Raw genomic sequence first — 25,370 nt, forward strand, 5'->3', positions numbered from 1 at the left:
CTCCTCAGCCTGTCTGTGAAGGGGGCTGGACCAGGGCGCCCGCGTCCAGCAGGGCGCCCATCAGCGCGGCAAGATCGGTGGCGGGGTCGGTGGCCAGTGCGCAGGTGGCGGCAGCCTCCAGGGGCAGGCCCCCGGCACAGGCGTCCAGCAGGGCCATCCCCGCACGCGATAGGGGGCGCCATGCCACTTCGGCCCGGGGCCGGGTGAGCAGGCCGCCATCACCCACCCAGGCCAGGTGCGTGGGGATGTCCAGGCCATCGCGGTGCCTTTGCCACAGGGCGTAGGCGGGGTGTTCGTCGCACCAGGGCCAGCGCGCTGCGGGGTGCGGCCGCAGCCGCATGCCGGGCAGCGCACCGGGCGCTTGCCGGGCCCACCAGCCACGGTCCACGGCGGTGGCATCCGCCGCCAGGTGGCATTCGGTCCAGCAGCGGTCCAGGCGCGCCACTGCGGGCAGGTAGGGCAGCCCGGCGGCCGGTTCGAACCCGGCCAGAAAACCGCCAAACCCCGCGCCGTAGTCCATCAGCAGCCCGTCACGGGGCGGCCGCGCGCGGGCATACACCCCCGCTGCCGCGCGGAACCAGTCTTCGCCCACCAGCTGGCACACCGTGGGGTAGCTGGCCTGCAGGGCGTCGATGCAGCCCTTGAGCACGGTGTTGCGGTACACGGCAAAGCCGGGCTGGGCCTCCAGTGCCGCTGACCACGCGGTGGCCGGGGCACGGCCGGTGCCGAGCAGGGCGGCCGAGAAACCGTCCTGAAATTCGGTCAGCTGCATGCGGCCTCCCCGGCGTGCGCGGCCATGAGTGCGTGGTGGGCCTGGTCGCGCTCGCCCAGCAGTTCACTGAAGCCGGGCAGGTTGCCATCGCGCTCGATGAGGGTGGGGATGGGACCTGTGCGCTCGATCACGCGTTGGTACAGCGCCCACACGGCGGGGGCCACCGGGGCGTCGTGGCTGTCGATGAGCAAGGCGTTGCCATGCACCGGGTCGGCGTGGTGGCCCGCCAGGTGGATCTCGGCCACGGCGTGCAGAGGGAACGCCTCCAGGTACGCCTGCGCGCAAAAGCCCAGGTTGCTCGCGCTGACATGGACGTTGTTCACGTCCAGCAGCAGGCCGCAGCCGGTGCGGCGCACCAGCTCGGCCAGGAATTCGGTTTCGGCCCAGTCGTGGCCGTCGATGTGCAGGTAGTGCGTGGGATTCTCGATGGCGATGGGCCGCTGCAGCACGTCCTGCGTGCGGGCGATGTTGCCAGCGATGCGGTGCAGCGCCGCGTGCGTGCGGGGAAACGGCAGCAGGTCGGGCAGGTACTGCCCGCGCCAGCGGGACCACGCCAGGTGTTCGGACACCAGGACGGGTTCCACGCGCCGCGCCAGTGCGGCCAGGCGGGCCAGGTGCGCTGTGTCGGGCGGTTCATCGGCAGCGAGCGACAGGGACACGCCATGCAGCGCCACGGGGTGGCGCGCGCGGATGGCTTCCAGCCAGGCCAGGCGCGGGCCGCCGTCGGCCAGGTAGTTCTCGGGGTGCACCTCCCACCACAGGCCGGGGGCGGTGCACCGCAGCGCCTCGTCGTAGTGCAGGGGCTTGAGGCCCAGGCCAGCGGTGGGAAGCGCCATGGCCTCAGGCCTTGGCGGGTGTCAGCGAACCCATGCCCTTGGGCGTCTTGATCGATGCGCAGGTGCCCGCGGGCACGAACTTCCAGGCGTTGCCCTGGTAGTCCATCTTCGAGGTGCCGGCGCAGGTGGTGCCGGGGCCGGCGGCGCAATCGTTCTTTCCGGCCATCGAGACGCCGTAGCACTTCTCCATGGCGGGCTTGGCGCCGTCCATCGGGGCGGTCTGGGCGATGGCGGCGCCAGAGGCCAGGGCGGCAAGGGCCAGGGCGCCGAGGCTGAGGGTGCGTGTGGTCATGGTGGGATCTCCAAGGGTTGAGGGTTGCATCCGACCGGGGCGCTGCACGAAGGTGGATTCCAGCTGCCCGATCTGCGTTGTAATTCGCGCAGTGCGGCGGGCCGGTTACGGTGCTGCGCAAAAAAATGCGGTGGCAGTGCAAGAAAATTTTTTGCGGTGCCTGTAACCCGTTGGCCCCGGCATACGAATTGCCTGCAGGGAGACGCCATGGAGATTGTGGAAGAGCGCCTGCGCGGTTTGCTGCTGCAGGGGCTGGATGCCGATGCAGCCGCTTACCAGCGCTTTCTGAAGGAGCTGAGCGCGCACCTGCGCGCCTTCCTGCGCCGCCGCCTGGCGCAGCGGCCCGATGAGGTGGAGGACCTGGTGCAGGAAACACTGCTGGCGGTGCACAACCAGCGCCACACCTACCGGCCCGAGATGCCGGTGACGGCCTGGGCGCATGCGATTGCGCGCTACAAGCTCATCGACTGGCTGCGTTCGCACGCCGTGAAGGAAGGGCGCAACGACCCGCTGGACGATGCCAGCGAGCTGTTTGCCAGCAGCGACAGCGAGGCCGCCGAAGCCCGGCGCGACCTGGGGCAGCTGCTGCGCACCTTGCCGGACAAGCAGCGCCTGCCGATCGAGTACGTGAAGCTGGAAGGTCTGTCGGTGGTCGAGACGGCGCGCCTCACGGGGCTGTCGGAGTCGGCCGTCAAGGTCGGCGTGCACCGGGGGCTCAAGGCCCTGGCCGCCAGGATCAGGGATATGACTCACGCAAAACAGGGCTTGCGCAAATCGCCCGCCACGGCCGACGGGTCGTTGGCGCGTCCTGATTTGCGCAAGTCCCAGGAGGAATGGCATGAAAACCGATGAATTGATCCACCTGCTGGCCGCTGATGGCGGACCGGTGCGGGCCACCGCGATAGAGCAACGGTTTGCCGTGGCCGCCGCCGTGGGCATTGCCGGTGCCGGGGTGCTGATGCTGGCCCTGTTCGGCCTGCGCCCCGACCTGCCGGCGACCCTGGCGCAGCCCATGTTCTGGGGCAAGCTGGTGTTTGCCGCTGCACTGGCCGCCGCCGGGCTGGCGCTGCTGCGCCGCATGGCCCGGCCGGGCATGGCGGTGCGGCCTGCGGCGCTGCTGCTGGCGGTGCCGCCGCTGCTGCTGTGGGCCCTGGCCCTGCTGGCCCTGTCGCAGGTGACGGCGGCGGAGCGGGTGCCGCTCATCCTGGGCAGCACCTGGCGCACCTGTCCGTTCAATATCGCCGCGCTGTCGGTGCCTGCGCTGGCCGCGGGCTTCTGGGCCCTCAGGGGTGCCGCACCCACGCGCCTGGCCTGGACGGGCGCGGGTGCCGGCCTGCTCGCGGGCGCGCTGGGCGCGCTGGTGTATGCCCTGCATTGCCCCGAGATGGCCGCGCCGTTCCTGGCGGTCTGGTACCTGGCGGGCATGGCCATCCCGACGGCGCTGGGGGCCGTGCTGGGGCCGCGCCTGCTGCGCTGGTAGCCGCTATCGGCGCAGGCCCGGCGGCGGGCCGCCGCTCAGGCCGCCACCCGCCTGTTGTAGGCGCGAAAGACCGTGTCCAGCGTCCACCCCAGCGATTCATACAGCGCCTGCGCGGCGGTGTTGGTGTGCGCCGTGGTCAGGTCCATGCGCACCTTGCCGTGGGCGCGGGCCGTGGCCTCGGCGGCCACCAGCAGGCTGCGCCCGGCGCCCGCCTTGCGCGCCGTGGGGGCCACGAACAGGTCGTACAGCGTGTAGATGGGCGCCGCCTCCACCGAGCAGAACGTGGGGTACAGCTGGCAAAAGCCCACTGCCGCCCGGGACGCGTCCTGCGCCAGCAGGATCACCGACTCTGCGCGCTCCAGCCGCTCCGCAATGAATGCCCGTGCTCCGGCGAGGTCCGGCGCCTGCTCGTAGAACTGCCGGTAGGCATCAAACAGCGGGGCGATGGTGTCGGTATCGGCCGGGGTGGCCAGGCGGATGTGCACAGTGGTCATGGAGGCGTGGAGAGGGCCGCGGGGCGCGAAAATGCGCCCCCGGGGCTGGCAAGAGGCGCACCCCGGAGGGGGTGCGAGCGGACGCGGATTGTAGGCAGGGTTCTGCCCGTGCTGTGGCGGCGCTTTGCGCGGGGTCAGTCAGCCTCGCTGCGGGTGTGTTGCCACCGCGCCACCGCCGCCACCCGCGCCTGGTGGATCAGCGTGCCCACCTGCGGGCCGCTCAGGCCCTTGGCCGCCGCCTGCGCGGCAATGTCGCGCGTGGCCACCGACTGCACGGCACCCAGCACGGCCAGGAGCCGGGGGCGTTGCGGGTAGGCCGATTCCTCGAACCCCAGGCGCCCGCGCGCATCGCATTCGCAGGCCAGCAGGATGTCGGCAAAGCGCGCAGGCTTGCGAATGGCGTCGCAGCGCTCCAGCAACCGCACCAGGGCGGCGGCCGACAGCTCGTTGCTGCGGTGGATGTGGCCGTGCTCGCGGGCCACTACCTCGGCCGTCTCGCGGCAGTCCACGGGCACGCGCAGACGCTCGGCCACGTCCTTGAGCAGCGCGGCGCTGCGCTCCTCGTGCCCGATGTGGCGCGGCAGCACGTCGGCGGGCGTAGTGCCCTTGCCCAGGTCGTGCGCCAGGCAGGCAAAGCGCACCGTCAACGGGGATTGCAGGCGGGCGGCCATGTCCAGCACCATCATCAGGTGCACGCCCGTGTCCACCTCGGGGTGGTACTCCGCCCGCTGGGGCACGCCCCACAGGCGCGCCACTTCGGGCAGCAGCACCTGCAGCGCGCCGCACTCGCGCAGCACCTCGAACATGCGCGACGGCTTTTCTTCCATCAGCCCGCGCGCCAGCTCCTGCCACACGCGCTCGGCCACCAGGTGGTCCGCCTCGCCATGCTGCACCATCTCGCGCATCAGCTGCATCGTCTCGGGCGCCACCGTGAAGTCGGTGAACCGCGCCGCAAACCGCGCCACGCGCAGGATGCGCACCGGGTCTTCGCGAAAGGCATCCGTCACGTGGCGCAGCACCCGCGCCGCGATGTCTCTGGCTCCCAGATAGGGATCAAATAGGCCTGTGGCGCTTGTCCCATCGGCGCTGCTAGCTATCGCATTGATAGTAAGGTCGCGGCGCGACAGGTCTTCTTCCAGTGTCACGTCGGGCGAGCTTTGCACCACAAAACCCCGGTAGCCCCGCCCGCTCTTGCGTTCGGTACGGGCCAGCGCGTATTCCTCGCGCGTCTCGGGGTGCAGGAACACGGGGAAGTCGCGCCCCACGGGCAGATAGCCCAGCTTCAGCATCTGCTCGGGCGTGGCGCCCACCACCACCCAGTCGTGGTCGTTCACGGGCCGGCCCAGCAGCTTGTCGCGGACGGCGCCGCCCACCATGTAGATTTGCATCGGTGTAGTTTAGGCCGGGCCCCCGGCCGTATATTCCAGCCCACCATGCCCCTATCGTCCGACCTCACAATTGCCCAGCTCAACCCCGACGGCAGCGTGCCCGTGCCCACGGCGCCCGACGCGGCCGCCAACGCGGCCGCCGAGGCCCTGCAGCGCGAGGCGCAGCTCGAAGCCCTGAAAGCCAAGGTGGACGACCTGCAGGAGATCCTGGCCAAGCCGCTGAACGAAATCCTGGCCGACCGCGACAAGTTCAAGGAAGCGATGGCCGCGTGGGATGCCTTTGGCGCGATGTGGATGCTGTCGCAGCGCGCCATGAAGCGCGTGGCGCTGGACCTGGCCGCGCAGCAGGGCGTGAGCGACGAAGAGGTGGTGGCGCGTGCGCTGGCCTATGCCAACCAGGTGCTCAACGCGCAAGAGGAGGACCTGGGCGGCACCGTCGCCCCGGCGCAGTTGGCGCACATCGCGCGGCACAAGCCGTTTTTGCGCAAGCAGTTCCGGTAGCGGGGGCGGGCTGCCCGCGCCCGTTCAGCTGAACACCGGCCTGAAAAAACTCCGCTCGTAGCTCACGATGCAGCCCGTTTCCTCGGCGTAGCGGAACGCCGCCTGGCAGTCCGCGTCCTGCATCGACTGCTGGCGGTACACCTCGTACGCCGCCAGGCTCTCGAACGTGAACAGCGCCAGCGCGATGTTGTTCGCGCCCTCGCTGGGCATGAAATAACCGTGGTGTTTACCGCCGAACTTCTCGACCAGCGGGATCCACAGTTTTCCGTAGTGCTCGAACTCTTTGAGCTTGCTGGTGTTGAGCACGTAGCGCAGGTAGATGGTGACGGCCATGGCGCTGCTCAGCCTTGCGTGTGGCGCAGGCGATAGGGTTCTTCGAAGTCCAGGAAGTCCTTCTCGGCCAGGGCCTCGTCGATCCAGTCCTTCACGCCGGGCAGGGCGCGCACGCGCTGCACGTAGTCGGCGATGTGGGGTGGCACGGGCAGGGCGTAGGTGTGCAGGCGCATGCACACGGGGGCGAAGTAGGCGTCGGCCACGGTGAATTGGCCGAACAGCATGGGGCCGCCGTGTTCCTGCAGCAGCGCGCTCCACATGTCCACCAGGCGCTGCACATCGGCGCGCACGCCGGCCTGGTCGCGCCATATCAAGGCGCCGGTGTCGGCCAGGTTCGCCTCGATGTTCATGGGGCAGTGGCTGCGCAGGGCGGTGAAGCCGCTGTGCATCTCGGCGCAGATGCTGCGGGCGCGTGCACGGGCCTTGGCATCGGCGGGCCAGAGCTTTTGGGCGGGGTGGGTTTCGGCCACGTATTCGGCAATCGCCAGGGTGTCCCACACCACCAGGTCGCCGTCGACCAGCACGGGCACCTTGCCCGTGGGGTTCACGGCGCCAATCGCGCGCTTGAATTCTGAATTGGCGTCGAAGCTGTCAAAGCGCACGCGCACTTCCTCGAACACGATGCCCGCCTGCTTGAGCAGCACCCAGGGGCGCATGGACCAGGACGAGTAGTTCTTGTTGCCGATATAGAGCTTGAGCATGAGGCACCTGCCGATGGAAATCAGAGAAAAGAAAGCCAGCCCGCCATGCTAGCGGCAGTGGCGCGCGCCAGCGATGTGAAAACACGGCCCCAATGATGCGCGGCACGCATCACGGGCCGTGCCGGCCCTGTTGGCGGCTCAGACCGGCCAGACCACGCCGTTGTCGTTCAGGATGGCATCGAGCGGCAGGTCGAACGCTTCGGGCTCGAAGTCGTCCAGGTAGCCATGGGTGAAGCCCAGGCCCACGGTGAACGGCTTGGGCTGCAGCGTGGCCAGGGTGCGGTCGTAGAAGCCGCCGCCATAGCCCAGCCGGTAGCCGCCCGGCGCGTAGCCCACGCAGGGCACGAAGAGCAGGGTGGGCACGATGACCTCGGTGTCCTTGGGCTTGGGGATGCCGTAGGCGTCTTCCTCCATGGGGCATCCGGGGTACCAGGCGTGGAAGGTGAGGGTCTTGTGCAGCTTGTTCACCACCGGCAGGCCGATGCGGCGCAGCTGGGGTTCATCGAGCAGCTCGCCGTCTTCCTTCCAGCGGTGCAGGGCGGGCAGGGGGTCGAATTCGCCCTTGATGGGCCAGTAGGCGCCGATCACGGTGTCGGGCCGGTTGACCAGCCAGATGCGCATCACCTGCTGTAACAGGTCGGCCCGCTGTAGGCGGTCGGGCAGGTTGAGGCGTTCTTCTATCAACGCGCGCCGAAGGGCTGCTTTGTCCATCAGATAATTCCCCCATGCAATTTCTCAGAGCGATTCTGACACCCCTTGTCGCGGCCAGCCTGCTGGCCGCCACCGCGCCCCTTGTCATGGCGCAAAACCGTGGTGACGATACCCTGCTCGAAATGCAGCAGGCCTTCCGCAAGGGAGACCGCAAGAAACTCGAGCAGCTCCTGCCCGCCGCACGCGGCCATGCGCTGGAGCCCTGGGCGGCCTATTGGGAGCTCAAGCTGCGCCTGGGCGAGGCGTCGCCATCGGAGATCCAGTCCTTCCTGCAGCGCTACGCGGGCAGCTACCAGGAAGACCGCCTGCGCAACGACTGGCTGCTGCTGCTGGGCCAGCGGCGCGACTGGGGCCAGTTCGCCGAGCAGCATCCCGGCTACCGCATGTCGGACGACCGCGAGGTGCGCTGCTACGCACTGCTGATCGACCAGATCAAGGGCACGGCCAGCCCCACGGTGGCCGAGGACGTGCGCAGCAACTGGTACGCCCAGCGCGATGGCGACGACGGCTGCACCCACGCCGCGCGGGAGCTGCATGGCTACAAGAAGCTGTCGGCCCTGGACATCTGGCGCAAGGCCCGCCTGGGCGTGGAGGCCAACCGCCCCCGCGTCGTGCGCACGGCGGTCGAGATCGTCTCGCCCGAATCGCTGCCGCAGGTCAAGGAGGTGCTCGACGCGCCCGCCAAATACCTGCTCTCGCGCGCCACGGCCGCCGGCAAGGCCAGGCAGGAACTGGTGCTGCTCGCGCTCCTGAAGCTGGCCACCACCGACCCGGAAGGCGCTGCCCACCAGCTCGACAGCAAGTGGGGCGTGCACCTTTCGTCCGAGGAGCGCAACTGGGCCTGGGCCGTGATCGGCAAGACCGCCGCGCAGAAGCTGGCCAGCAACGCCCACGGCTACTTCGCCAACGTGACGCGCGACAGCGACCTGAACGACGACCTGCTGGGCTGGAAGGTGCGGGCCGCGCTGCGCGCCGGCCAGTGGAAGACAGTGGGCAAGGCCGTGGACGCCATGGGCCCCGAGGCGCGCCAGGAAAGCACCTGGGTGTACTGGAAGGCGCGCTCGCTCCTGGCGGGCCGCGTGACCGACGCGGAGCGCGCCGAGGCGCGCCAGCTGCTAGAAGGTATTGCCAGCACGCGCGGTTTCTACGAGCAGCTGGCGCTGGAAGAACTGGGCCAGCGTATCACCGTGCCGCCCGCGCCCGCGCCGCTCACGCCGGAAGAAAAGGCGGCAGCCCGCGCCAACCCGGGCCTGAACCGCGCGCTGTACGCCATCCTGCTCGGCCTGCGCAGCGAGGGCGTGCGCGAGTGGAACTACACCACCAACCTGCACCAGAGCGGCGGCATGGCCGACCGCGAGCTGCTGGCCGCCGCCGACTTCGCGTGCCAGCGCGAGGTGTGGGACCGCTGCATCAACACCAGCGAGCGCACCAAGGCCGTCGTGGATACCACGCAGCGCTTTCCCACGCCGTTTCGCAGCGCCGTGGTGGAGCGCGCCACCGGCATCGGGCTGGACCCGGCCTACGTCTACGGCCTGATCCGCCAGGAAAGCCGCTTCATCATGGATGCGCGCTCCCACGTGGGCGCCTCGGGCCTGATGCAGGTGATGCCCGCCACCGCGCGCTGGACGGCCAAGAAGATCGGCCTCGCCAACTTCACGCCCGACCAGATCAACGACCGCGACACCAACATCACCATCGGCACGGCCTACCTCAAGCTCGCGCTGGACGATTTCGCGGGCTCCATGCCCATGGCGGCGGCCGCCTACAACGCCGGCCCGGGGCGCCCGCGCAGCTGGCGCAACGGCCCGGTGCTGGACGCCGCCATCTGGGCCGAAAACGTGCCCTTTGCCGAAACGCGCGACTATGTGAAGAAGGTGCTGTCCAACACCACCAACTACGCCGCCATGCTCACGGGCCAGCCCCAGTCGCTCAAGAGCCGCCTGGGCACCATCGGCCCGCGCGATGCGTCCGCGCCCGAGGTGAACAAGGACCTTCCCTGACACGGGGAGGGGGTGGCTGCCGCATGGGATTGCTATAAAAACATGAGCTGCCGGCGCTTTGGTGAAAAGCGGTGGAGCCCATTGGAATCAAAAACTACGGAGGGAAGCGAGATGAGAGATGCCAAAAAGATGGCGGCCCGTGCCGCCATGGCGGTGGCGGCGATGGCCATGGTCCTGGGCGCCGGTGCCCAGGCGCAGCCGGTCTACAAATGGGTGGATGCCGAGGGCAAGACCCACTATGGCTCCCAGCCGCCGCCGTCCAAGCAGGATGCCGAGCCGCTGAAGCTGCAGGGCACCAACGGAACCGGTGGCGCCGGTGCGAGCGGCAAAGGGGGCGGCAAGCCCGGCAGCGTCCAGTACAACGCGGACGGCACCAAGAAGATTCCCAAGGACGTGCAGGAGTTTGCCGAGGGGGCCACGAAGGCCCTGGGCACGGTCGACAGCAAGCAGGTGCCGCTGAACTGCCAGGCCGCCGTGGGCAACATCCACGACCAGGCCGACTCCATGCTGGAAGTGGGGCAGAAGAATGTGCGCGATGGCTACATGGCCCAGGCCGACTTCGACAAGACGGCGCCCAAGATCCGCGAGGCGAAGGGCAAGTACAGCGTGTCGGACTGCCAGGGTGCGTCGGGCAACAAGAAGTCGTTCTACCAGTGCATGTCCAGCAGCTACAACCACGTGATGGGGTGCGACAAGCAGTACAAGCATTGAGCCTGCCGTGAGGCGCCGCGCGCCTTCCCGCAGGGGGTGCCCGCGCTGGCCGGGTGCCGCCGGGCCGCGTGCGGTGGCGCGGCCGCCTGCAGCCGCCCCCGCGCGGCTTACACGTTGTGCAGCACCTCGCCCTGGCGCAGCGCGGCGCCGGAGCGCACCAGGTCATCGGCCAGGCTGCGCAGCCATTCGGCCTGCGTCTGCTCCGCGAAGTGGCGCTCGCGCAGCATCCCGAAATAGGGCGTGGCCTCGGCCCAGGCCGTGAGGTCGGCCATGCTGATCTGCTGCCACTCCAGCAGCTTGTACTTGAGCAGCACCTTCGCGGCGTAGAGCGCGTGCTTGGCCGGGTTGCGCACGAAGCCGTCCAGGCGCCGGCGCGCGCCGTCGATGGCGCGGGGCGCATCGGCAAACACCGGCCCGTGGCCGGGGATCACCACCTGGGGCGAGAGTTTCTCGATCACGTCCAGCGTGGCGCCCACCTCGGCAAAGGCATCGTCGCCTTCCAGCTCGGGAAACACCACGCCAAAGCCGCTTTCCCAGAGCGCATCGGCCGAGATCAGCACGCGGCCCTGGGGCTCGAACAGCACCACCGAATGCGGGTCGTGCCCCGGGGCGGCATGCACCTGCCAGGGCTTGTCGCCCAGCAGCACGCAGGAGCCGGGCGTGAGCAGCGTGTCGGCCCGAAAGGGCGGGCATTCCTGGCCCGTGGGGGTGTAGCTCAGCGCATAGGCGTCCCATTGGCGCACATGGTCCGCCTGGCCGGGCGGGATGGCCGTGAGCACGCCCGGCCAGGCCTTTTGCAGCGCGGCGTTGCCGCCGCAGTGGTCGCTGTGCAGGTGGGTGTTGAGCACGCGGTCCAGCGGGCGGCCGGCCAGCGCGTCACGCACCAGGGCGACGGTCTGCTCGGCATGGCTGCAGTAGCCCGTGTCCACCAGCGCGGTGTCGTGGTGGCCGATGAAGAGAATGTTGTTGGCCGACAGCCAGCCGCGTTCGAGGACGGTGATTTCGGGGGGCAGGAGGTCGTGGGGCGCGGTGGTGGGCATGGGGGCGGGAATTCGATGGCGTCGGTGGCGGGCATGCGTGCCGCGCCGTGGGCTGCTGCCCAGCGTACCGCAGGTGGGGGCCGCCCGAAGCCCTCCAAAACCCGCAAACAGCTTCTCCGCCTGGTGGCCCCGCAGGCCCAGGCTGTATCAGAACGTCACACCCGCCACCAGGATCACGTTGGCATACGGCGTGCACTCCCCCGTGCGCACCATCACGCGGGCCTGCTGGGTCAGGCGCTTGAAGTCGTCGTGGGGCACGGCCTGCGGCTCCACCGGGAGCTGGCACCAGCCGGGCAGATGGCCTGCGCCGCGCTCCACGGCCTCGGTGGCGATCACGGCCTTTTCCACCTGCATCTCCGACAGCACCACGCGCAGCACGTCGGCCACGGCCGGGATGCCCGGGGTGAGTGCCAGGTCGATGCGGCGGGGGCCGGGCGGGATGGGCAGGCCCACGTCGCCGATCACCAGCATGTCGCCGTGGCCCAGGCTGGCGATGGCGTGGGAGAGTTCGGCGTGCAGCAGGGTGGTGCGTTTCACAGGGCGATCCAGTCGGGAGGCAGGGGGCTGTGCGCCACGGCGGCGCGGGTGGGGATGGAGGGCTGGGCGCCCGGCTGCGTCACGCACAGCGCGGCGGCGCGGATGCCGTCGCGCACGCCGGCATCCAGGGGCTCGCCGCGCGCAAGCGCCACGGCCAGCGCGCCCAGGAAGGTGTCGCCCGCCGCCGTGGTGTCCACGGCCCGCACCACCCTGCCGGGGTGGTGGCGGCTGCCGGCAGCGTCGGCGGCCACGGCGCCTGCCGCGCCCAGCGTCACCACCACCTGGGCCGGGCCCTTGGCGCGCAGGGCTTGCGCGGCCTTGGCTGCTTCCACGGGCGTGGTCACGTTCTGGCCTGCCAGCGCCGTGGCTTCCAATTCGTTCACCACCAGCGTGTGCACCAGCGGCCACAGGGCTTCGGGCAGGGGCTGGATGGGCGAGGGGTTGAGCACCACAGGGTAACCAGCGGCATGCGCCATCTCGGCGGCGGCCAGCACCTGGGGCAGGGGCGTTTCAAACTGCAGCACCAGGCCGCCTGCGCCTTGCAGTGCGGTGCCCAGCGCGGCGGCATCCAGCACAAAGCGGCCATTGGCGCCCGGCACGACCACGATGCGGTTTTGCCCGCTGGCCTCCACGGTGATGGCGGCCACGCCGGTGGTGGTTTCTGTGTCGGTTTGCACGCCGCCGTGGTCGATGCCGTCGGCGTCAAGCCCCGCGCGCAGCGTGTGGCCGTAGCCATCGTCGCCCACGCGGCCAAACAAGGCCACCCGGGCGCCCTGGCGGGCGCAGGCCACGGCCTGGTTGCCGCCCTTGCCGCCGGGCACCAGGTGCAGGGCGTCGGCCAGCACGGTCTCGCCGGGGCCGGGGGCGTGTTGCACCTGCAGCACCAGGTCCATGTTCAGGCTGCCGACCACGGCGATGCGCGGCACGCGCGCGGCGGAGGCGCTCATGCGCGGGTCTCCAGGGCGGGCGGCGCGGTGGAGGCGCGCACGCGCAGCTCGGGCTGCAGCATCACCTTGCGCGCGTCCTGGCGCTTGCCGTCGATGCGTTCGAGCAGCATGTCCACCGCCAGCGCGCCGATGCGCTGCTTGGGCTGGGCCACGGTGGTCAGCGGCGGGCTGGTGAAGGCGGCCAGCTCGATGTCGTCGAAGCCCACGATGGACAGCGCCTCGGGCACGCGCAGGCCCCGTTCATGCGCGGCGCACAGCGCGCCCATGGCCATGAGGTCGTTGCAGACGAAGACGGCGGTGGGCGGCGTGTCCGCGCGCAGCAGGGCGTGCATGGCGTCGTAGCCGCCCTGGCTGGTGAAGTGGCCGTTGCACAGCATGAGCGCCTCGCCGCGGGCATCCGCAGCCGCGGACAGGGCGGCGCGCCAGCCCGCGATGCGCTGCTCGCTCGGCACCAGGCCCTCGGGCCCGCTGATGCAGGCGATGCGGCGGTGCCCCAGGTCCAGCAGGTGCTGCGTGGCGAGCTGCCCGCCTTGCATGTGCGCGGTCTCGACGAGGTCGCAGGGCTGCTCGGCGATCTCGATCTCGCGGTCCACCAGCACGGTGGGGATGGACAGGCCCGCCAGCTGTGTGGGCAGCGTGGCGTCATGCCCGGTGGAGACGACGATGAGTCCGTCGATGCGCCGCTCGGCCAGCACCTGCAGGTAGGTGCCCTGGCGGTGCGCCTCGTCGTTGGTGTTGCACAGGATTAGGTTGTAGCCCGCGCCGAAGCAGCGGTCTTCCACGCTGTGCACGATCTCGGCGAAGTAGGGGTTGGAGCTGTTGGGGATCAGCATGCCCAGCGTGCGCGTGTTGTTGCTCTTGAGGCTGCGCGCGATGGCGCTGGGCACGTAGCCCAGCGCGCGGATGGCTTTTTCGACGCGCTCGCGCCCCTCGGGGCTCACGCGGCGCGTGCCGTTGACCACGTGCGACACCGTGGTGACCGACACGTCGGCGTGGCGCGCAACGTCCTTGATAGTGGCCATGGGAAGAAGAAAAAAATTGGGAGGAGAGGAAGTCGGTGGGCAAGGAGGGAGGGGTGTCAGGCGGCGGCGCGGCGCTGGCGCAGCGTGTCCACGATGACGGCCGCCACGATCACGAACCCCGTGATGATGCGCTTGCTGGGCTCGCTCGCGCCCACCTGGGCCAGGCCCGCCTCCAGCACCGCGATGATGAGCACGCCAAACGCGGTGTTCACCACCGAACCGCGCCCGCCCATGAGGCTGGTGCCGCCAATCACCACGGCGGCGATCACCTGCAGTTCCATGCCGGTGCCGGCGTTGGGGTCGGCGGCTTCGAGCCGGGCCGACTGCATCAGCCCCGCCAGCCCCGCGAGCAGGCCGGTCATGGCAAACACGATGATGCGGATGGGGCGCGGGTCCACGCCCGCCAGGCGCATGGCTTCCTCGTTGGTGCCGATGCCCACCACGCAGCGGCCGAACACGGTGCGCGACAGTACCAGCTGCGCCACCACCACCAGCAGCACCGCCAGCAGAAAGGCGAACGAGATGCCGCCGAAAAACGGCGCCGACAGCCACGAGATCGCATCGCCGACGTACTGCGTGCGCGAGTCGGTGACCACGTACGCGCTGCCGCGCACGGCTTCGAGCATGCCCAGCGACACGATGAACGAGGGCAGCCGCCAGGCCACCGAGATGGCGCCCGTGATGGTGCCGCACACCAGGCCGGTGGCCAGCGCCAGGGCTGCGGCGGCGGGCACCGTCCAGCCCCATTGCAGGATGGCGGCGGCCGAGGTGGCGGCGGCCAGCGCCATCACCGAGCCCACCGACAGGTCGATGCCCGCGATGATGAGCACGAAGGTCATGCCCACCGCCATCACGGCCAGGGCCGGGATCTCGTTGGCGATGGTGATGAAGGTCTCGGCGCTCCAGAAGTAGTCGGACAGCGACGAGAACAGCGCCACCATGCCCGCCAGCACGGCCAGCAGGCCCAGGTAGGTGCCCAGCTGGCTGCGCCAGACGGAGGAGGCGGAAGGTGCCGCCGCGGGGGCGGCAGAGTGTGCGGGGGCGTTCATGCGGTGACAGGAGAGGGGGTGGAAGGGGTGGTGCCGGTACGGCCGCCGGGCTCGGAAAACGCGGCCGCCAGCAGCGATTGCTCGGACCACTCGCCGCGCTCGAACACGGCCACCAGGCGGCCCGCGCTCATCACGCCGATGCGGTCGGCCATGGCCATGAGTTCGCGCAGGTCGGACGACACCATGAGCAGCGCGCGGCCTTCCGAGGCCATGCGGTCGAGTTCGCCATACAGCTCGGCGCGCGCGCCCACGTCCACGCCGCGCGTGGGTTCGTCGAGCAGCAGCACGCGGCCCTGGCGGTGCAGCCAGCGGGCGAACACCACCTTTTGCTGGTTGCCGCCCGACAGCTGCCCCACGGGTTGCTCGGGGCTGCGGCAGCGGATGCCCAGCGTGCGCACAAAGCCCTGCACCAGCCGGCTTTCGAGCCCGCGCAGCAGCCAGCCGCCGCGCGAGACGGCCGACAGGTCGGACAGCGTGGCGTTGATGCGGATGGGCTGCGCCAGCAGCAGGCCCTGCGATTTGCGGTCTTCGGTGACCAGGCCCACGCCGGCGGCGATGGCCTGCAGGGGGGATGCGAAGCCACGCGCAATGGTGCGTGGTGTGGCGAGGGGCGCCTTGGCCCCCTGGTTTGCTATGTTTTGTGTAGCTGCTTGCGCTTGTCCATCAAGCGCTGGGGGCTGTTTTTGCTCAAATTCCGGGTGCAGCGTGATGCTGCCCCGGTCTGCCCGGTCGGCGCCAAACAGCAACCGGACCAGCTCGGTGCGGCCGGAGCCGACCAGCCCGGCAATGCCCAAGATCTCGCCCGCGCGCAGTTCCAGGCTCACGTCCTGCACGGCGGTGCCCCGGCCCAGGCCCCGGGCGCCCATCACCACCGGGCCGGCGGGGCGGCGCGGGCGGTGCTCCAGGTCGCTCACCGACCGGCCCACCATGCGCTGCACCAAGTCGTCCTCGCTCATTCCGGCCATGGGGCGCGCGTCCACCAGGCGGCCGTCGCGCAGCACGGCCACGCGGTCGGCGATGCGCCGCAGCTCTTCGAGCCGGTGCGACACGTAGATGATGGCCACGCCGCGCGCGGTGAGGTGCGCGATCTGCTCGAACAGGTAGTTGGTCTCGCGCGGCGTGAGCATGGCCGTGGGCTCGTCGAGCACCAGGATGCGCGTGTCGTCCTGCAGGTTGCGCGCGATCTCCACCATCTGCTGCTGGCCGATGCCCAGCTGCGACACCGGCGTGGCGGGGTCGATGCCGCGCAGGCCAATCTTGTCCAGCTGCGCGCGCGCGGCCGTGTGCAGCGCATCGCGCCGCAGCCAGCCCAGGCGGTGCGGCAGGCGGCCCATCAGCAGATTCTCGGCCACGGTGAGCGTGGGCACCAGGCCCAGCTCCTGCATCACCATGCGCACGCCCTGGCGTTCGGCGTCGCGGCGGGAGCCGGGGGTGTAGGTCTGCCCCGCCAGGCGCATGCCGCCCCGCGTGGGCGACTCCAGCCCGCAGATGATCTTGGAGAGCGTGCTCTTGCCCGCGCCGTTCTCGCCCGTCAGCGCCAGCACCTCGCCCGCGTTCAGCGCCAGCGTCACGCCGTCCAGCACCGTGGCCGTGTAGTCCTTGCCCACGGCGTCGATCGTGAGCAGGGGAGTGGCCAGGGCGGGGGCGGCGGTCGTGCGGGGCATGGCGGGCGAAGCGGGTGCGGCTGGGGTCGGGGTGCGTCTTACTTGCTGCCCTTGGTCACGAGCACCACGTCGGTCTTCACCAGGGCGGGCAGCTGCGCCTGGGGTGTCTTGGCGGCCAGGGCCTTCTGCGCCAGCTCGATGCCGAACACGGCCTGCTTGGCGGCGTACTGGTCGGCGGTGGCCAGCACGCGGCCGTCGGCCAGCATGGGCTTGATGGCGCCGATGTTGTCGTAGCCCACCACCTGCACTTTGCCGGTCTTGCCGGCGGCCTTCACGGCGGCCACGGCGCCCAGGGCCATGCTGTCGTTGCCGGCCAGCAGCGCCACCAAGTCGGGGTGCTCGCGCATCATGCCGGCGGCCACGGTGTTGCCCTTTTCAATTTCCCAGTTGCCGGACTGCACGCCCACCACGGTGATGTTGGCGGCCTTCATCGCGTCCTGGTAGCCCAGCGTGCGCTGCTGCGCATTGAAGGTGGTGGACACGCCTTCGATGATGCCCACCTTGTCGCCGGCCTTCAGTGTCTTGGCCAGGTGGTCGCCCACCAGCTTGGCGCCCGCGCGGTTGTCGGGGCCCACGAAGGGCACGGTGATGTTCTTTTCCTTCAGCGCGTCGGCATCGAGCTGGTTGTCGATGTTGACCACCAGGATGCCCTTGTCGATGGCGGACTTGACCACGGGCACCAGCGCCTTGGAGTCGGCCGGGGCCAGCACGATGGCGCTGACCTTCTGCGCCACGGCCTGCTCGATCATCTTGATCTGCGCGGCGGTGTCGGTCTCGTTCTTGATGCCGTTGGCCACCAGCGTGTATTCGCTGGCGTGCGCCTTCTGGTGCGCCTTGGCGCCGTCTTCCATGGTGCGGAAGAACTCGTTGGCCAGCGACTTCATGACCAGGGCGATCTTGGGCTTGTCCTGCGCGAACGCAGGGCTGGCCAGCAGGCTGCCCACAACGGCAAGGGCGGCGGCGGTCTGAACGGAACGGCGGGTGAACTGCATGGTGTCTCCTGTTGGAATGGGGCTTCAAGCGCCAGCGGCGCCCACAAAAACGCTTCGGGCGACCCGCCAAAGCGATGCCGCGGCGCGAATCATATCTAAAGCAAACGTTTGCGCAAACGTTTGCTAGTTGGTGAAAACCCTGAAATAGCACGCAATGGCCTAGCGGGGAGAAAGCCGGGAACGGCTCTGCCGCCGTGCCGCCCTGCGCGGAGCCCGGCCCCGCAGAGAAGAGCAAGGGCCGGGCCGTGGCGCCAGGGCGTGGAAACCTGCGCGCTGCCTTGCCAGAAACACCGCGCAAGGCCCGCCCCGCCGCGCCGGTGTTGTGCCCCCTTTCCCTGGCGCGAAGCGCGTGAGGAGAAGGGGGAAAGGAAGGAGAAGAGGAAAGGGGGCGGAGCCGCTCAGGCGGCGGTTCTCAACTCCCGCCGCAGGATCTTGCCCACGTTGCTCTTGGGCAGCTCGTCGCGGAACTCGATGTACTTGGGCCGCTTGTAGCCGGTGAGGTTCTCCTGGCAGTAGCGGGCCACGTCTTCCTCGCTGAGAGTGGGGTCGTTCTTGATGATGAACACCTTGATCGCCTCGCCCTGCTTTTCGTCGGGGATGCCGATGGCCGCGCATTCCACCACGCCGGGGCACAGGCTGATGACCTGCTCCAGCTCGTTGGGGAACACGTTGAAGCCGCTCACCAGGATCATGTCCTTCTTGCGGTCGATGATGCGCGTGTAGCCCTCGCTGTCCATGATGCCGATGTCGCCCGTGCGCATGAATCCATCGGGCGTGAAAGCCTTGGCGTTCTCCTCGGGCTGGTTGTAGTAGCCCGTCATCACGTTCGGGCCGCGGATGCAGATCTCGCCCGGGTCGCCCTGAGGCACGCTGTGGCCGGCGTCGTCCTTGATGGCGATGTCGATGCCCGGCAGCGGCAGGCCGATGGTGCCGCTGAAGGTGGTGTTGTTCACCGGGTTGTTGGTGCCGATGGCGCAGGTCTCGCTCATGCCCCAGCCTTCGATCATGGTGCTGCCCGTGACCTTTTGCCACTGCTTGGCCGTGCCTTCGCTGGCGGCCATGCCGCCGGCCTGCGACACGCACAGGTGCGAGAAGTCGAGCGTGCGGAACTGCGGGTTCTGCAGCAGCGCGTTGAACAAAGTGTTCACGGCGGGCAGCATGTGGAAGGGGCGCTTCTTGAGCTCGGCCACGAACTTGGGAATGTCGCGCGGGTTGGGGATCAGCGTGAGGCTGGAGCCCTGGCGGATGGCCAGCAGGCACAGCGTGAGCGCGAAGATGTGGTACAGCGGCAGCGCGGCGATGGAGTTGGCCTTGCTGATGTCGCCCACCTTCGACAGCGCGGGCGTGAACCAGGCCTCGGCCTGCAGCGTGGCGGCCACGATGTTGCGGTGGGTGAGCACCGCGCCCTTGGACAGGCCCGTGGTGCCGCCCGTGTACTGCAGGAAGGCGATGGAGTCGAGCGTGGCCTGGCTCGGGGCCAGGGACTTGTGCTCGCCCAGCGACAGCGCCTTCTTGAAGGTGACGAGCTTGCGGCCGCCGGTCAGGGGCAGCTCGTAGGCCGGCACCATCTTGGCCAGGTGGCGCACCGCGAAGGTGATCCAGGCGCCGAACGCGGCGCCCAGCAGGTCGCCCATCGAGGTCATCACCACGTGCTGGATGGCGGTGCGGTCCACCACCTCGGCCAGCGTGTGCGCGAAGTTCTCCAGGATCACGATGGCCGTGGCGCCCGAGTCCCTGAGCTGGTGCTCCAGCTCGCGCGCCGTGTACAGCGGGTTCACGTTCACGCAGGTGTAGCCCGCGCGCAGCACGGCCGCCATGGTCACGCCGAACTGCGGGATGTTGGGCAGCATGATGGCCACGCGCGCGCCGGGGGCCAGGCCCAGGCTCTGCAGGTAGGCGCCCAGCGCGGCCGAGCGGCGCTCCAGTTCGCCATAGGTCATCCACCGGTCCATGCAGACCGAGAAGGGGCTCTTTGCGTGCTTGCGGAAGGATTCCTCCAGCAGGTGGGCCACGGAGCGGTATTGCTCGGGCTGCACATCGTGCGGTACGCCCGGGGGGTAGCTCTTGAGCCAGATCTTTTCCATGCGCTTGTTTCCTTGTGCTCGCCAGTGAAAGGGTGGGCACAGATTGTGGAAGCGCGGGCGTGCAGTCAGCTACCGGGCTTGTCCTAGGGTGCGCGCCAGTTGGGTCTCGCAGGTGACAGGATCGGCATCGAACAGCTGCGCCATCAGCGCACCTTCGCGCTCCTGGATGGTGGCCAGGAACTGCTCGACCCCGCCGCGCTGGCGCGCGAGCTGGCCAAAGGTGTCGAAGCCCGCCTCCAGGAACCGCTGCAGCGCGCCCATGCCGGCCGCCTGGGCGGGCGCGCGCATCATGCGCAGCATCATGCGCAGGCCGGGGGTGCGGGTCAGGCGGGCGAGGTCGGTGCCCATGGCCAGCACGCGCTGCAGTTGCTGCTGGCGCGCATGGCGCTGCCCCACGGCGCGCCAGGCGGCGGTGTAGCGGGCGGCGTCCGGCATGCCGCCCCCGCCGGAGGCGTCGAGCCAGGCGCGGCCCATCTCCTGGTCGAGCCCCTCGGTCTGCGCATGCAGCACGGCCAGCGCCACGGCGGTGGCCACCACGGGCTGGGGGAACATGGTCTGCAGCGTGCCCGCGATGCGGCCGAACTGCAGGTCGCGCTCGGTGTAGTCGGTGTCGCTGTACAGCTCCTCGAGGAAGAACCGGGCCGCGGGGCCGAACGAGGGCGAGCCCATGAGGTCGGCATAGGTGCCCCTGAAGCGCCGTGCCTGCAGGGTCTTGACCTGGCCCACCGCCGCGCCCAGTGCGGCATCGCCGGTGCGGTGCAGGCGCAGGGCCGTGACGTCGGCGATGCAGTCGCGGATGGTCTGGGCGGCATCCATGGGGCGGGGTCCTTTCTACGTGCGGGGGGCGCCAGGGCAGGGCCCAGACCGCACAATGCGGCTGGTCAATTACAACATCTGCCCATCACCACCATGATCGCGCGCTGGCAACGAACCCTGCTCCTGTTCATCCTGCTGACCATGGCCGCCTGGCTGGTGTGGCAGTGGCCGCATTCGCCCTTGCGTGCCGTGCTGGGGGCGTTGCTGCCCCTGGGGATATACCTCGCGGTGATGGCGGTGGAGTTTGTGCTGATGCACCTCACCAACCGCCAGGACGCCGCGCCCCGTGCGCGCCTCTCCCAGGTGCTGGCCGCCTGGTGGGCCGAGGTGTGGGTGGCATTGATGGTCTTTGGCTGGCGCCAGCCGTTTCGCCACCAGTCATTGCCCGACTGGCTGCCTGCGCAGCCGACCGGAAAGCGCGGCGTGGTGCTGGTGCACGGCTTCATGTGCAACCGGGGCCTGTGGTTGCCGTGGTTCGCGCCATTGCAAGCCCGGGACCATGCCCATGTGGCGGTGAACCTGGAGCCGGTGATGGGCTCGATTGACGAGTACGCCGACATCATCGAAGAGGCCGTGCGCAAGGTGACGGCGGCCACGGGCCAGGCGCCGGTGTTGCTGTGCCACAGCATGGGCGGGCTGGCGGTGCGGGCCTGGCTGCGCGCGCACCAGGCGGACGGGCGGGTGCACCGGGTGCTGACGCTGGGCACGCCGCATGGGGGCACGTGGCTCGGGCGCTTCAGCCGGGCGGTGAATGGGCGGCAGATGAGTCTGGCGGGGGACTGGGTGGTGGCGCTGCAGCGGGCCGAGCCGGCGGGGCGGGCGGCGTTGTTCACGTGCTGGTACTCCAACTGCGACAACATCGTGTTCCCGGCGAGCACCGCAGCGTTGCCAGGGGCGGACAACCGGTTGGTGGAGGGCGTCGCGCATGTGCAGATGGCGTTTGACCCTGGGGTGATGGAGGCTTGTCTGGAGGAGATAGGTCGAGGGTGATTCTGTGAGTTTTTTTGACTGCTTGCGCTTTTCTATAAAGCGTTGATAGCTATCAATTTTGTAGTTTTTGTTAGGTGTGCTGATTTAGCCGTATGCCTTTGCTGAGGACGGGAGCCGGGTTGTCGCCCCGGCAGGCGAGTAACTTTCTTTTGCTTCGCCAAAAGAAAGTCACCAAAGAAAAGGCGACCCCCAGTCTGCGACCCCTGCGCTTTGCTCCGGGGCAAACCTGCGTCGTGTCGGTTGCGGGGTGCGCCGTGGAACTCGCTTTGCGCTGCGCGCGCCGCTCAGACAGCCACGGCGAGTCAGAGCACGAAGCATGGGCGCTGCGACGCCCATGCCACCCCGCAACCGCCCCGCCGCAGGCGCAGCCAGCAGGGGGTGGACAGCAGAACATCCAAACAACCGAACAGCCGGACATCCCTTCGGGCCATCGCTGCGCTCGGCCCAGTTTGCGCAGCGCGTGGCGCTTGCACCCGCGAGAGGGGGCCGAGCGAAGCAATGGCCCGTGTGGATGTCCGTTTCTGGGTTCCCTTCTGCGCGTGCCGAGAAGCGCAGGGCAGGGGGTGCGTGCGTGTGCCGAAGGACACACGCACTTCGTGTACTGACTTGCCGCAGTTGTTTGAACGGAGCGCGTAGCGCGCAGTGAGTTCTGCGGCGCACCCCCTGTCCGAGCATCGCAGGTTGCCCGTAGCGTAGCGAAGGGACGCGCGCAGTAGGGTCGCCCTTTCTTTGGTGACTTTCTTTCGGCGACGCGAAAGAAAGTTACTCGCATGCCGGGCGACTCCCGGCCTCCGCCCTCAACCCAGGCACGGAGACCGATACATCCACAACCTCCGACAGCCTCGGCCAAGTATTGCTGGGTGCAAAAGGGGTGCTATCAAAGACGTAGCTGTCAATGCATGATTCACTAGCGCTAGCAGCCAATATCACCAAAAATCAAGCCGCCACAGCCTCCCGCTCATCCGCCGCAAACTCCGGCAACCCCCGCAGCCGCTCATAGATCGGCGCAAAGTCCGCCGCCGTCATCTCGAACAGCTGCTCGAAACTGTCGATCACGAAATACGTCTGCTGGTACGTATCGATCTTGTAGCGCGTGCGCATGGTGCGCTCCAGTTGCAGCGCAATGCGCTGTGGCTCCGGGCTCTGCACGGAATACGCCAGTTCGCCCGAAGAACTCAGAATCCCCGCGCCGTACGCCCGCAACTGCCCCGCCTCGCGGATCAACCCGAACTCGATCGTGTACCAGTACAGGCGGCTCAGCATCTCGCACGACCCCAGCCCCTGCGCCTTCAGCCCGCCCTGGCCATAGCGCTGCACATAGTCCGCGAACACCGGGTTGAACAGCAGCGGCACGTGGCCGAACAGGTCATGAAAAATGTCTGGCTCGACGATGTACTCGAACTCCTCGGGCTTGCGGATCCAGTCCGTCACCGGGAACTTGCGGTGGGCCAGCAGCGTGAAGAAGGGCACCTCGGGGATCAGGCCGGGCACGCCCACCAGCTCCCAGCCCGTGGCCTTGTAAAGGCGCTCGTTGACTTCCTCAAAACGCGGAATGCGGTCGCTGGCGCCCAGCGAGGGCAGGGCGTCGATGAACGCCTGGCTCGCCAGGCCCGGCAGCAGGGCGCGCTGGCGCTCGTACAGGCGGCGGTAGGTGTCGTGGTCTGCGGCGGTATAGGCCGCGTAGTCCTGCGGGCAGGTGTAGTCCTCGCTGGCGCGCGAGTAGTCGCCCCGGGGTGGGCGGGTGGATTGGCCATAGACGACGGGGGCTTGTCCCATTTTGTGCTCCTTGGCCGTCCTGGTGCGGCGCGCCGGGTGGCGCGCACCTGCCCGGGCGGCGGCTATTCGATCTTGATTTTTGCGGCCCGGATCAGGAACTCGTACTTGCTGTTTTCCGAGCGCACGAATTGCGCGAACCCGTCGAGCGTCAGCTCTTCGGGCGTGATGCCCATCTTCTTGAACTTCTCCTTGCCAGCGGGCGACTGCATGGCCGCCGAGAACGCGTTGGCGTAGCGGCGCGCGTCGGCGTCCGGCAGCGAGGCGGGCGCGAACAGGCCAAACCAGGTGGACACGTTGAAGCCCTGCACGCTGTCGTTGATGCTGGGCACGCTGGGCAGCGACTCGTTGCGGCTGAGCGTGGTCACGCCCAGCGCCAGCAGCTTGCCCGACTGGATCTGCGGCAGCGCCGAGGCCAGGTTGTCGAACACCATCAGCACCTGCCCCGACTCCAGCGCCGCCAGGGCGGGCTTGGAGCCCTGGAACGGCGTGTGGCCCATGCGGGTGTTGGTGAGCGACTTGAACATCTCGGCCGAGATGTGGCCGATGCTGCCGTTGCCGCCCGAGCCGTACTTGGCCTGGTCCGGGTTCTTCTTGAGGTACTGCACCAGGTCCGGCGTTGTCTTGATGCCCAGCCTGGCGGCCTGCTCCGCGTTCACCACCAGCACATTGGGCGTGCGCGCCACCAGCACGAGGGGCTTGAAATCCTTGAGCGGGTTGTACGGGAAGTTCTTCTTGTACAGCCAGGGGTTGACGGCATGCGTGGCCACCGCGCCCATCAGGATCTGGTTGCTGGTCTTGGGTGCCTTGGCCACCTGGTCGGCCCCGGTGCCCCCGCCGGCGCCAGGCTTGTTCTCCACGGTGATGGAGCCCAGCTGGGCTGCGGCGCCTTCGGCCACGATGCGTGCCGAGGTGTCCAGCGGGCCGCCGGCAGGGTAGGGGACCACGATGGTGAGGGGGGCGGACGGGTTCTGCGCCTGCGCCGCCGTGGCGGCGCAGAGCAGGACGAGAACAACACTGGACAAGGTGCTACGGAGCGACATCGGGATCCTTTTGAGTTCCGGGGAGCGCGCAGTATAGGCATCTGGTCAGGGTTAACCCGGGATGTCTGATGTCTTAGGTGTTGAGCACCCCACGGCGGATCTGGTCGCGCTCCAGCGATTCGAACAGTGCCTTGAAGTTGCCTTCGCCGAATCCGTCGCGGTAGTCGCCTTCGCGCTGGATGAACTCAAAGAACACCGGGCCCAGCATGGGCGTGGAGAAGATCTGCAGCAAGAGGCGCGGCGTGCCGTCGGCCGTGGTGCCGTCGAGCAGGATGCCGCGCGACTGCAGCTCTGCCACCGGCTGGCCGTGGCCGGGCAGGCGGGTGTCCAGCATCTCGTAGTAGACGTCGTTGGGCGCGGTGGCCAGCGAGACGCCGGCCATGCCCAGCTTGTCCACCACGTCCTGCAGGTTGTCGCAGATCAGCGCGATGTGCTGGATGCCTTCGCCGTTGAACTGCATCAGGAATTCCTCGATCTGGCCGCCGCCCTGCTTGGACTCTTCGTTCAGCGGGATGCGGATCTTGCCGTCGGGCGCGGTCATGGCCTTCGACGTCAGGCCCGTGTACTCGCCCTGGATGTCGAAGTAGCGGATCTCGCGGAAGTTGAACAGCTTCTCGTAGAAATTGGCCCAGAAGCCCATGCGGCCCCGGTACACGTTGTGCGTGAGGTGGTCGATCAGGTTCAGACCGTGGCCCACGGGGCGGCGGTCCACGCCTTCGATGAATTCGAAGTCGATGTCGTAAATGGACTTGCCGTCCTCAAAGCGGTCGATCAGGTACAGCGGCGCGCCGCCGATGCCCTTGATCGCGGGCAGGCGCAGCTCCATGGGGCCGGTGGGGATCTCGATGGGCTGGGCGCCCAGCTCCAGCGCGCGGTTGTAGGCCTTGTGCGCATCCTTCACGCGAAAGGCGAGGCCGCAGGCCGACGGGCCATGCTCGGCGCCGAAGTAGGCCGCCTGGCTGTGGGGCTCGCGGTTGAGGATGAAGTTGATGCCGTTCTGGCGGTACAGCACCACGTCCTTGGAGCGGTGCTTGGCCACCAGGGTGAAGCCCAGCTTCTCGAACACGGCTTCCAGCACGCCGGGTGTGGGCGAGGTGAATTCGACGAACTCGAAGCCCATCAGGCCCATGGGGTTGTCCCAGGCTTCCAGCTGGGTGGCGGTTGTTGGGGGCAAGGCGGCGTTCATGGGGTGTC

The 25,370-nt window shown here is 68.9% G+C and carries 26 protein-coding genes; 6 read left to right on the forward strand and 20 right to left on the reverse strand.

The genetic code is table 11. The features are described 5' to 3' along the window. Positions 1–4: 4 nt before the first annotated feature. Genes ACAM51_RS17400 through ACAM51_RS17410 form a run of 3 tightly spaced genes read right to left on the reverse strand, consistent with a single transcriptional unit; the run spans position 5 to position 1,900 of the window. On the reverse strand, positions 5–772 hold the full coding sequence (locus ACAM51_RS17400) for a DNA-binding domain-containing protein (protein ID WP_369641325.1): 768 nt from the start codon (positions 770–772) through the stop codon (positions 5–7). Continuing rightward, positions 763–1,608 carry a DUF692 domain-containing protein gene (locus ACAM51_RS17405; protein ID WP_218293133.1) on the reverse strand — a complete coding sequence of 282 codons (846 nt, stop codon included), beginning with the start codon at positions 1,606–1,608 and terminating at the stop codon, positions 763–765. Before ACAM51_RS17405 ends, ACAM51_RS17400 begins: the two co-directional genes overlap by 10 nt. A 4-nt stretch (positions 1,609–1,612) precedes the next feature. Further along, positions 1,613–1,900 (reverse strand): DUF2282 domain-containing protein, encoded by a 288-nt coding sequence (locus tag ACAM51_RS17410; protein WP_218293134.1) that lies wholly within the window; start codon positions 1,898–1,900, stop codon positions 1,613–1,615. Positions 1,901–2,107: 207 nt separating this feature from the next. Here ACAM51_RS17410 and ACAM51_RS17415 point away from each other — a divergent pair, with 207 nt between their 5' ends. Together ACAM51_RS17415 and ACAM51_RS17420 are read left to right on the forward strand one after the other, a co-directional pair. Further along, positions 2,108–2,752, forward strand: a complete 645-nt coding sequence (locus ACAM51_RS17415) for a sigma-70 family RNA polymerase sigma factor (RefSeq protein WP_218340541.1) — start codon at positions 2,108–2,110, stop codon at positions 2,750–2,752. Continuing rightward, on the forward strand, positions 2,739–3,380 hold the full coding sequence (locus ACAM51_RS17420; RefSeq protein ID WP_369641326.1) for an NrsF family protein: 642 nt from the start codon (positions 2,739–2,741) through the stop codon (positions 3,378–3,380). The genes ACAM51_RS17415 and ACAM51_RS17420 overlap by 14 nt, the downstream gene beginning before the upstream one ends. Before the next feature lie 35 nt (positions 3,381–3,415). Here ACAM51_RS17420 and ACAM51_RS17425 read toward each other — a convergent pair whose 3' ends face one another. Both ACAM51_RS17425 and ACAM51_RS17430 read right to left on the reverse strand, forming a co-directional pair. Further along, complete coding sequence (locus tag ACAM51_RS17425; RefSeq protein WP_218293137.1) at positions 3,416–3,874, reverse strand: GNAT family N-acetyltransferase; 459 nt, start codon at positions 3,872–3,874, stop codon at positions 3,416–3,418. Between the two features lie 134 nt (positions 3,875–4,008). Then, on the reverse strand, positions 4,009–5,262 hold the full coding sequence (locus ACAM51_RS17430; protein WP_369641327.1) for a multifunctional CCA addition/repair protein: 1,254 nt from the start codon (positions 5,260–5,262) through the stop codon (positions 4,009–4,011). Positions 5,263–5,307: 45 nt separating this feature from the next. Here ACAM51_RS17430 and ACAM51_RS17435 point away from each other — a divergent pair, with 45 nt between their 5' ends. Beyond that, positions 5,308–5,763: a hypothetical protein gene (locus ACAM51_RS17435; RefSeq protein WP_218293139.1), complete on the forward strand. Its 456-nt coding sequence runs from the start codon at positions 5,308–5,310 to the stop codon at positions 5,761–5,763. Positions 5,764–5,787: 24 nt separating this feature from the next. Here ACAM51_RS17435 and ACAM51_RS17440 read toward each other — a convergent pair whose 3' ends face one another. From ACAM51_RS17440 to ACAM51_RS17450, 3 genes are all read right to left on the reverse strand, one after another. Next, the gene (locus tag ACAM51_RS17440) at positions 5,788–6,096 is read right to left on the reverse strand and encodes an NIPSNAP family protein (RefSeq protein ID WP_218293140.1); all 309 of its coding nucleotides are present in this window, start codon (positions 6,094–6,096) and stop codon (positions 5,788–5,790) included. A gap of 8 nt (positions 6,097–6,104) precedes the next feature. After that, positions 6,105–6,797 carry a glutathione S-transferase family protein gene (locus ACAM51_RS17445; RefSeq protein WP_369641328.1) on the reverse strand — a complete coding sequence of 231 codons (693 nt, stop codon included), beginning with the start codon at positions 6,795–6,797 and terminating at the stop codon, positions 6,105–6,107. Between the two features lie 138 nt (positions 6,798–6,935). Then, positions 6,936–7,508 (reverse strand): 5-formyltetrahydrofolate cyclo-ligase, encoded by a 573-nt coding sequence (locus ACAM51_RS17450; protein ID WP_218293142.1) that lies wholly within the window; start codon positions 7,506–7,508, stop codon positions 6,936–6,938. A gap of 14 nt (positions 7,509–7,522) precedes the next feature. On the opposite strand from ACAM51_RS17450, the gene ACAM51_RS17455 reads away from it, so the two are divergent. Next, the gene (locus ACAM51_RS17455) at positions 7,523–9,508 is read left to right on the forward strand and encodes a transglycosylase SLT domain-containing protein (protein WP_369641329.1); all 1,986 of its coding nucleotides are present in this window, start codon (positions 7,523–7,525) and stop codon (positions 9,506–9,508) included. Positions 9,509–9,619: 111 nt separating this feature from the next. Beyond that, complete coding sequence (locus tag ACAM51_RS17460; protein WP_218293144.1) at positions 9,620–10,219, forward strand: DUF4124 domain-containing protein; 600 nt, start codon at positions 9,620–9,622, stop codon at positions 10,217–10,219. A gap of 107 nt (positions 10,220–10,326) precedes the next feature. Here the strand turns inward: ACAM51_RS17460 and ACAM51_RS17465 are convergent, their stop codons facing one another. The 9 genes from ACAM51_RS17465 to ACAM51_RS17505 form a co-directional block, all read right to left on the reverse strand. Continuing rightward, positions 10,327–11,259, reverse strand: a complete 933-nt coding sequence (locus ACAM51_RS17465; RefSeq protein ID WP_369641330.1) for an MBL fold metallo-hydrolase — start codon at positions 11,257–11,259, stop codon at positions 10,327–10,329. 147 nt (positions 11,260–11,406) lie between these two features. After that, the gene (gene rbsD / locus ACAM51_RS17470) at positions 11,407–11,796 is read right to left on the reverse strand and encodes a D-ribose pyranase (protein ID WP_218293147.1); all 390 of its coding nucleotides are present in this window, start codon (positions 11,794–11,796) and stop codon (positions 11,407–11,409) included. Beyond that, entirely contained in the window at positions 11,793–12,743 is a 951-nt protein-coding gene (gene rbsK / locus ACAM51_RS17475; protein WP_369641331.1) for a ribokinase, read from the reverse strand. Before rbsK ends, rbsD begins: the two co-directional genes overlap by 4 nt. Beyond that, entirely contained in the window at positions 12,740–13,765 is a 1,026-nt protein-coding gene (locus ACAM51_RS17480; RefSeq protein WP_369641332.1) for a LacI family DNA-binding transcriptional regulator, read from the reverse strand. The genes rbsK and ACAM51_RS17480 overlap by 4 nt, the downstream gene beginning before the upstream one ends. 56 nt (positions 13,766–13,821) lie before the next feature. Next, positions 13,822–14,814 (reverse strand): ABC transporter permease, encoded by a 993-nt coding sequence (locus tag ACAM51_RS17485; RefSeq protein WP_369641333.1) that lies wholly within the window; start codon positions 14,812–14,814, stop codon positions 13,822–13,824. Beyond that, complete coding sequence (locus ACAM51_RS17490; protein ID WP_218340528.1) at positions 14,811–16,478, reverse strand: sugar ABC transporter ATP-binding protein; 1,668 nt, start codon at positions 16,476–16,478, stop codon at positions 14,811–14,813. Before ACAM51_RS17490 ends, ACAM51_RS17485 begins: the two co-directional genes overlap by 4 nt. Before the next feature lie 38 nt (positions 16,479–16,516). Beyond that, complete coding sequence (locus tag ACAM51_RS17495) at positions 16,517–17,470, reverse strand: sugar ABC transporter substrate-binding protein (protein ID WP_218293152.1); 954 nt, start codon at positions 17,468–17,470, stop codon at positions 16,517–16,519. 398 nt (positions 17,471–17,868) lie between these two features. Beyond that, a complete protein-coding gene (locus ACAM51_RS17500; RefSeq protein WP_369641334.1) occupies positions 17,869–19,554 on the reverse strand; it encodes an AMP-binding protein in 1,686 nt (561 codons plus the stop codon). Positions 19,555–19,623: 69 nt separating this feature from the next. Further along, positions 19,624–20,370, reverse strand: a complete 747-nt coding sequence (locus tag ACAM51_RS17505) for a hypothetical protein (protein WP_218293154.1) — start codon at positions 20,368–20,370, stop codon at positions 19,624–19,626. Positions 20,371–20,463: 93 nt separating this feature from the next. Between ACAM51_RS17505 and ACAM51_RS17510 the strand changes: the two genes are divergently transcribed. Next, positions 20,464–21,360, forward strand: a complete 897-nt coding sequence (locus ACAM51_RS17510) for an esterase/lipase family protein (RefSeq protein ID WP_369641335.1) — start codon at positions 20,464–20,466, stop codon at positions 21,358–21,360. 936 nt (positions 21,361–22,296) lie between these two features. Here ACAM51_RS17510 and phhA read toward each other — a convergent pair. From phhA to hppD, 3 genes are all read right to left on the reverse strand, one after another. Next, positions 22,297–23,136, reverse strand: coding sequence for a phenylalanine 4-monooxygenase (gene phhA / locus ACAM51_RS17515; protein ID WP_218340525.1), 840 nt, complete (start codon positions 23,134–23,136; stop codon positions 22,297–22,299). 62 nt (positions 23,137–23,198) lie between these two features. Then, positions 23,199–24,176, reverse strand: a complete 978-nt coding sequence (locus tag ACAM51_RS17520) for a tripartite tricarboxylate transporter substrate binding protein (RefSeq protein WP_218293157.1) — start codon at positions 24,174–24,176, stop codon at positions 23,199–23,201. 73 nt (positions 24,177–24,249) lie between these two features. Then, on the reverse strand, positions 24,250–25,362 hold the full coding sequence (gene hppD, locus ACAM51_RS17525; protein WP_369641336.1) for a 4-hydroxyphenylpyruvate dioxygenase: 1,113 nt from the start codon (positions 25,360–25,362) through the stop codon (positions 24,250–24,252). Positions 25,363–25,370 lie beyond the last annotated feature (8 nt).

This window comes from Acidovorax sp. A79, from assembly GCF_041154505.1.
Lineage (GTDB): Bacteria > Pseudomonadota > Gammaproteobacteria > Burkholderiales > Burkholderiaceae_C > Acidovorax.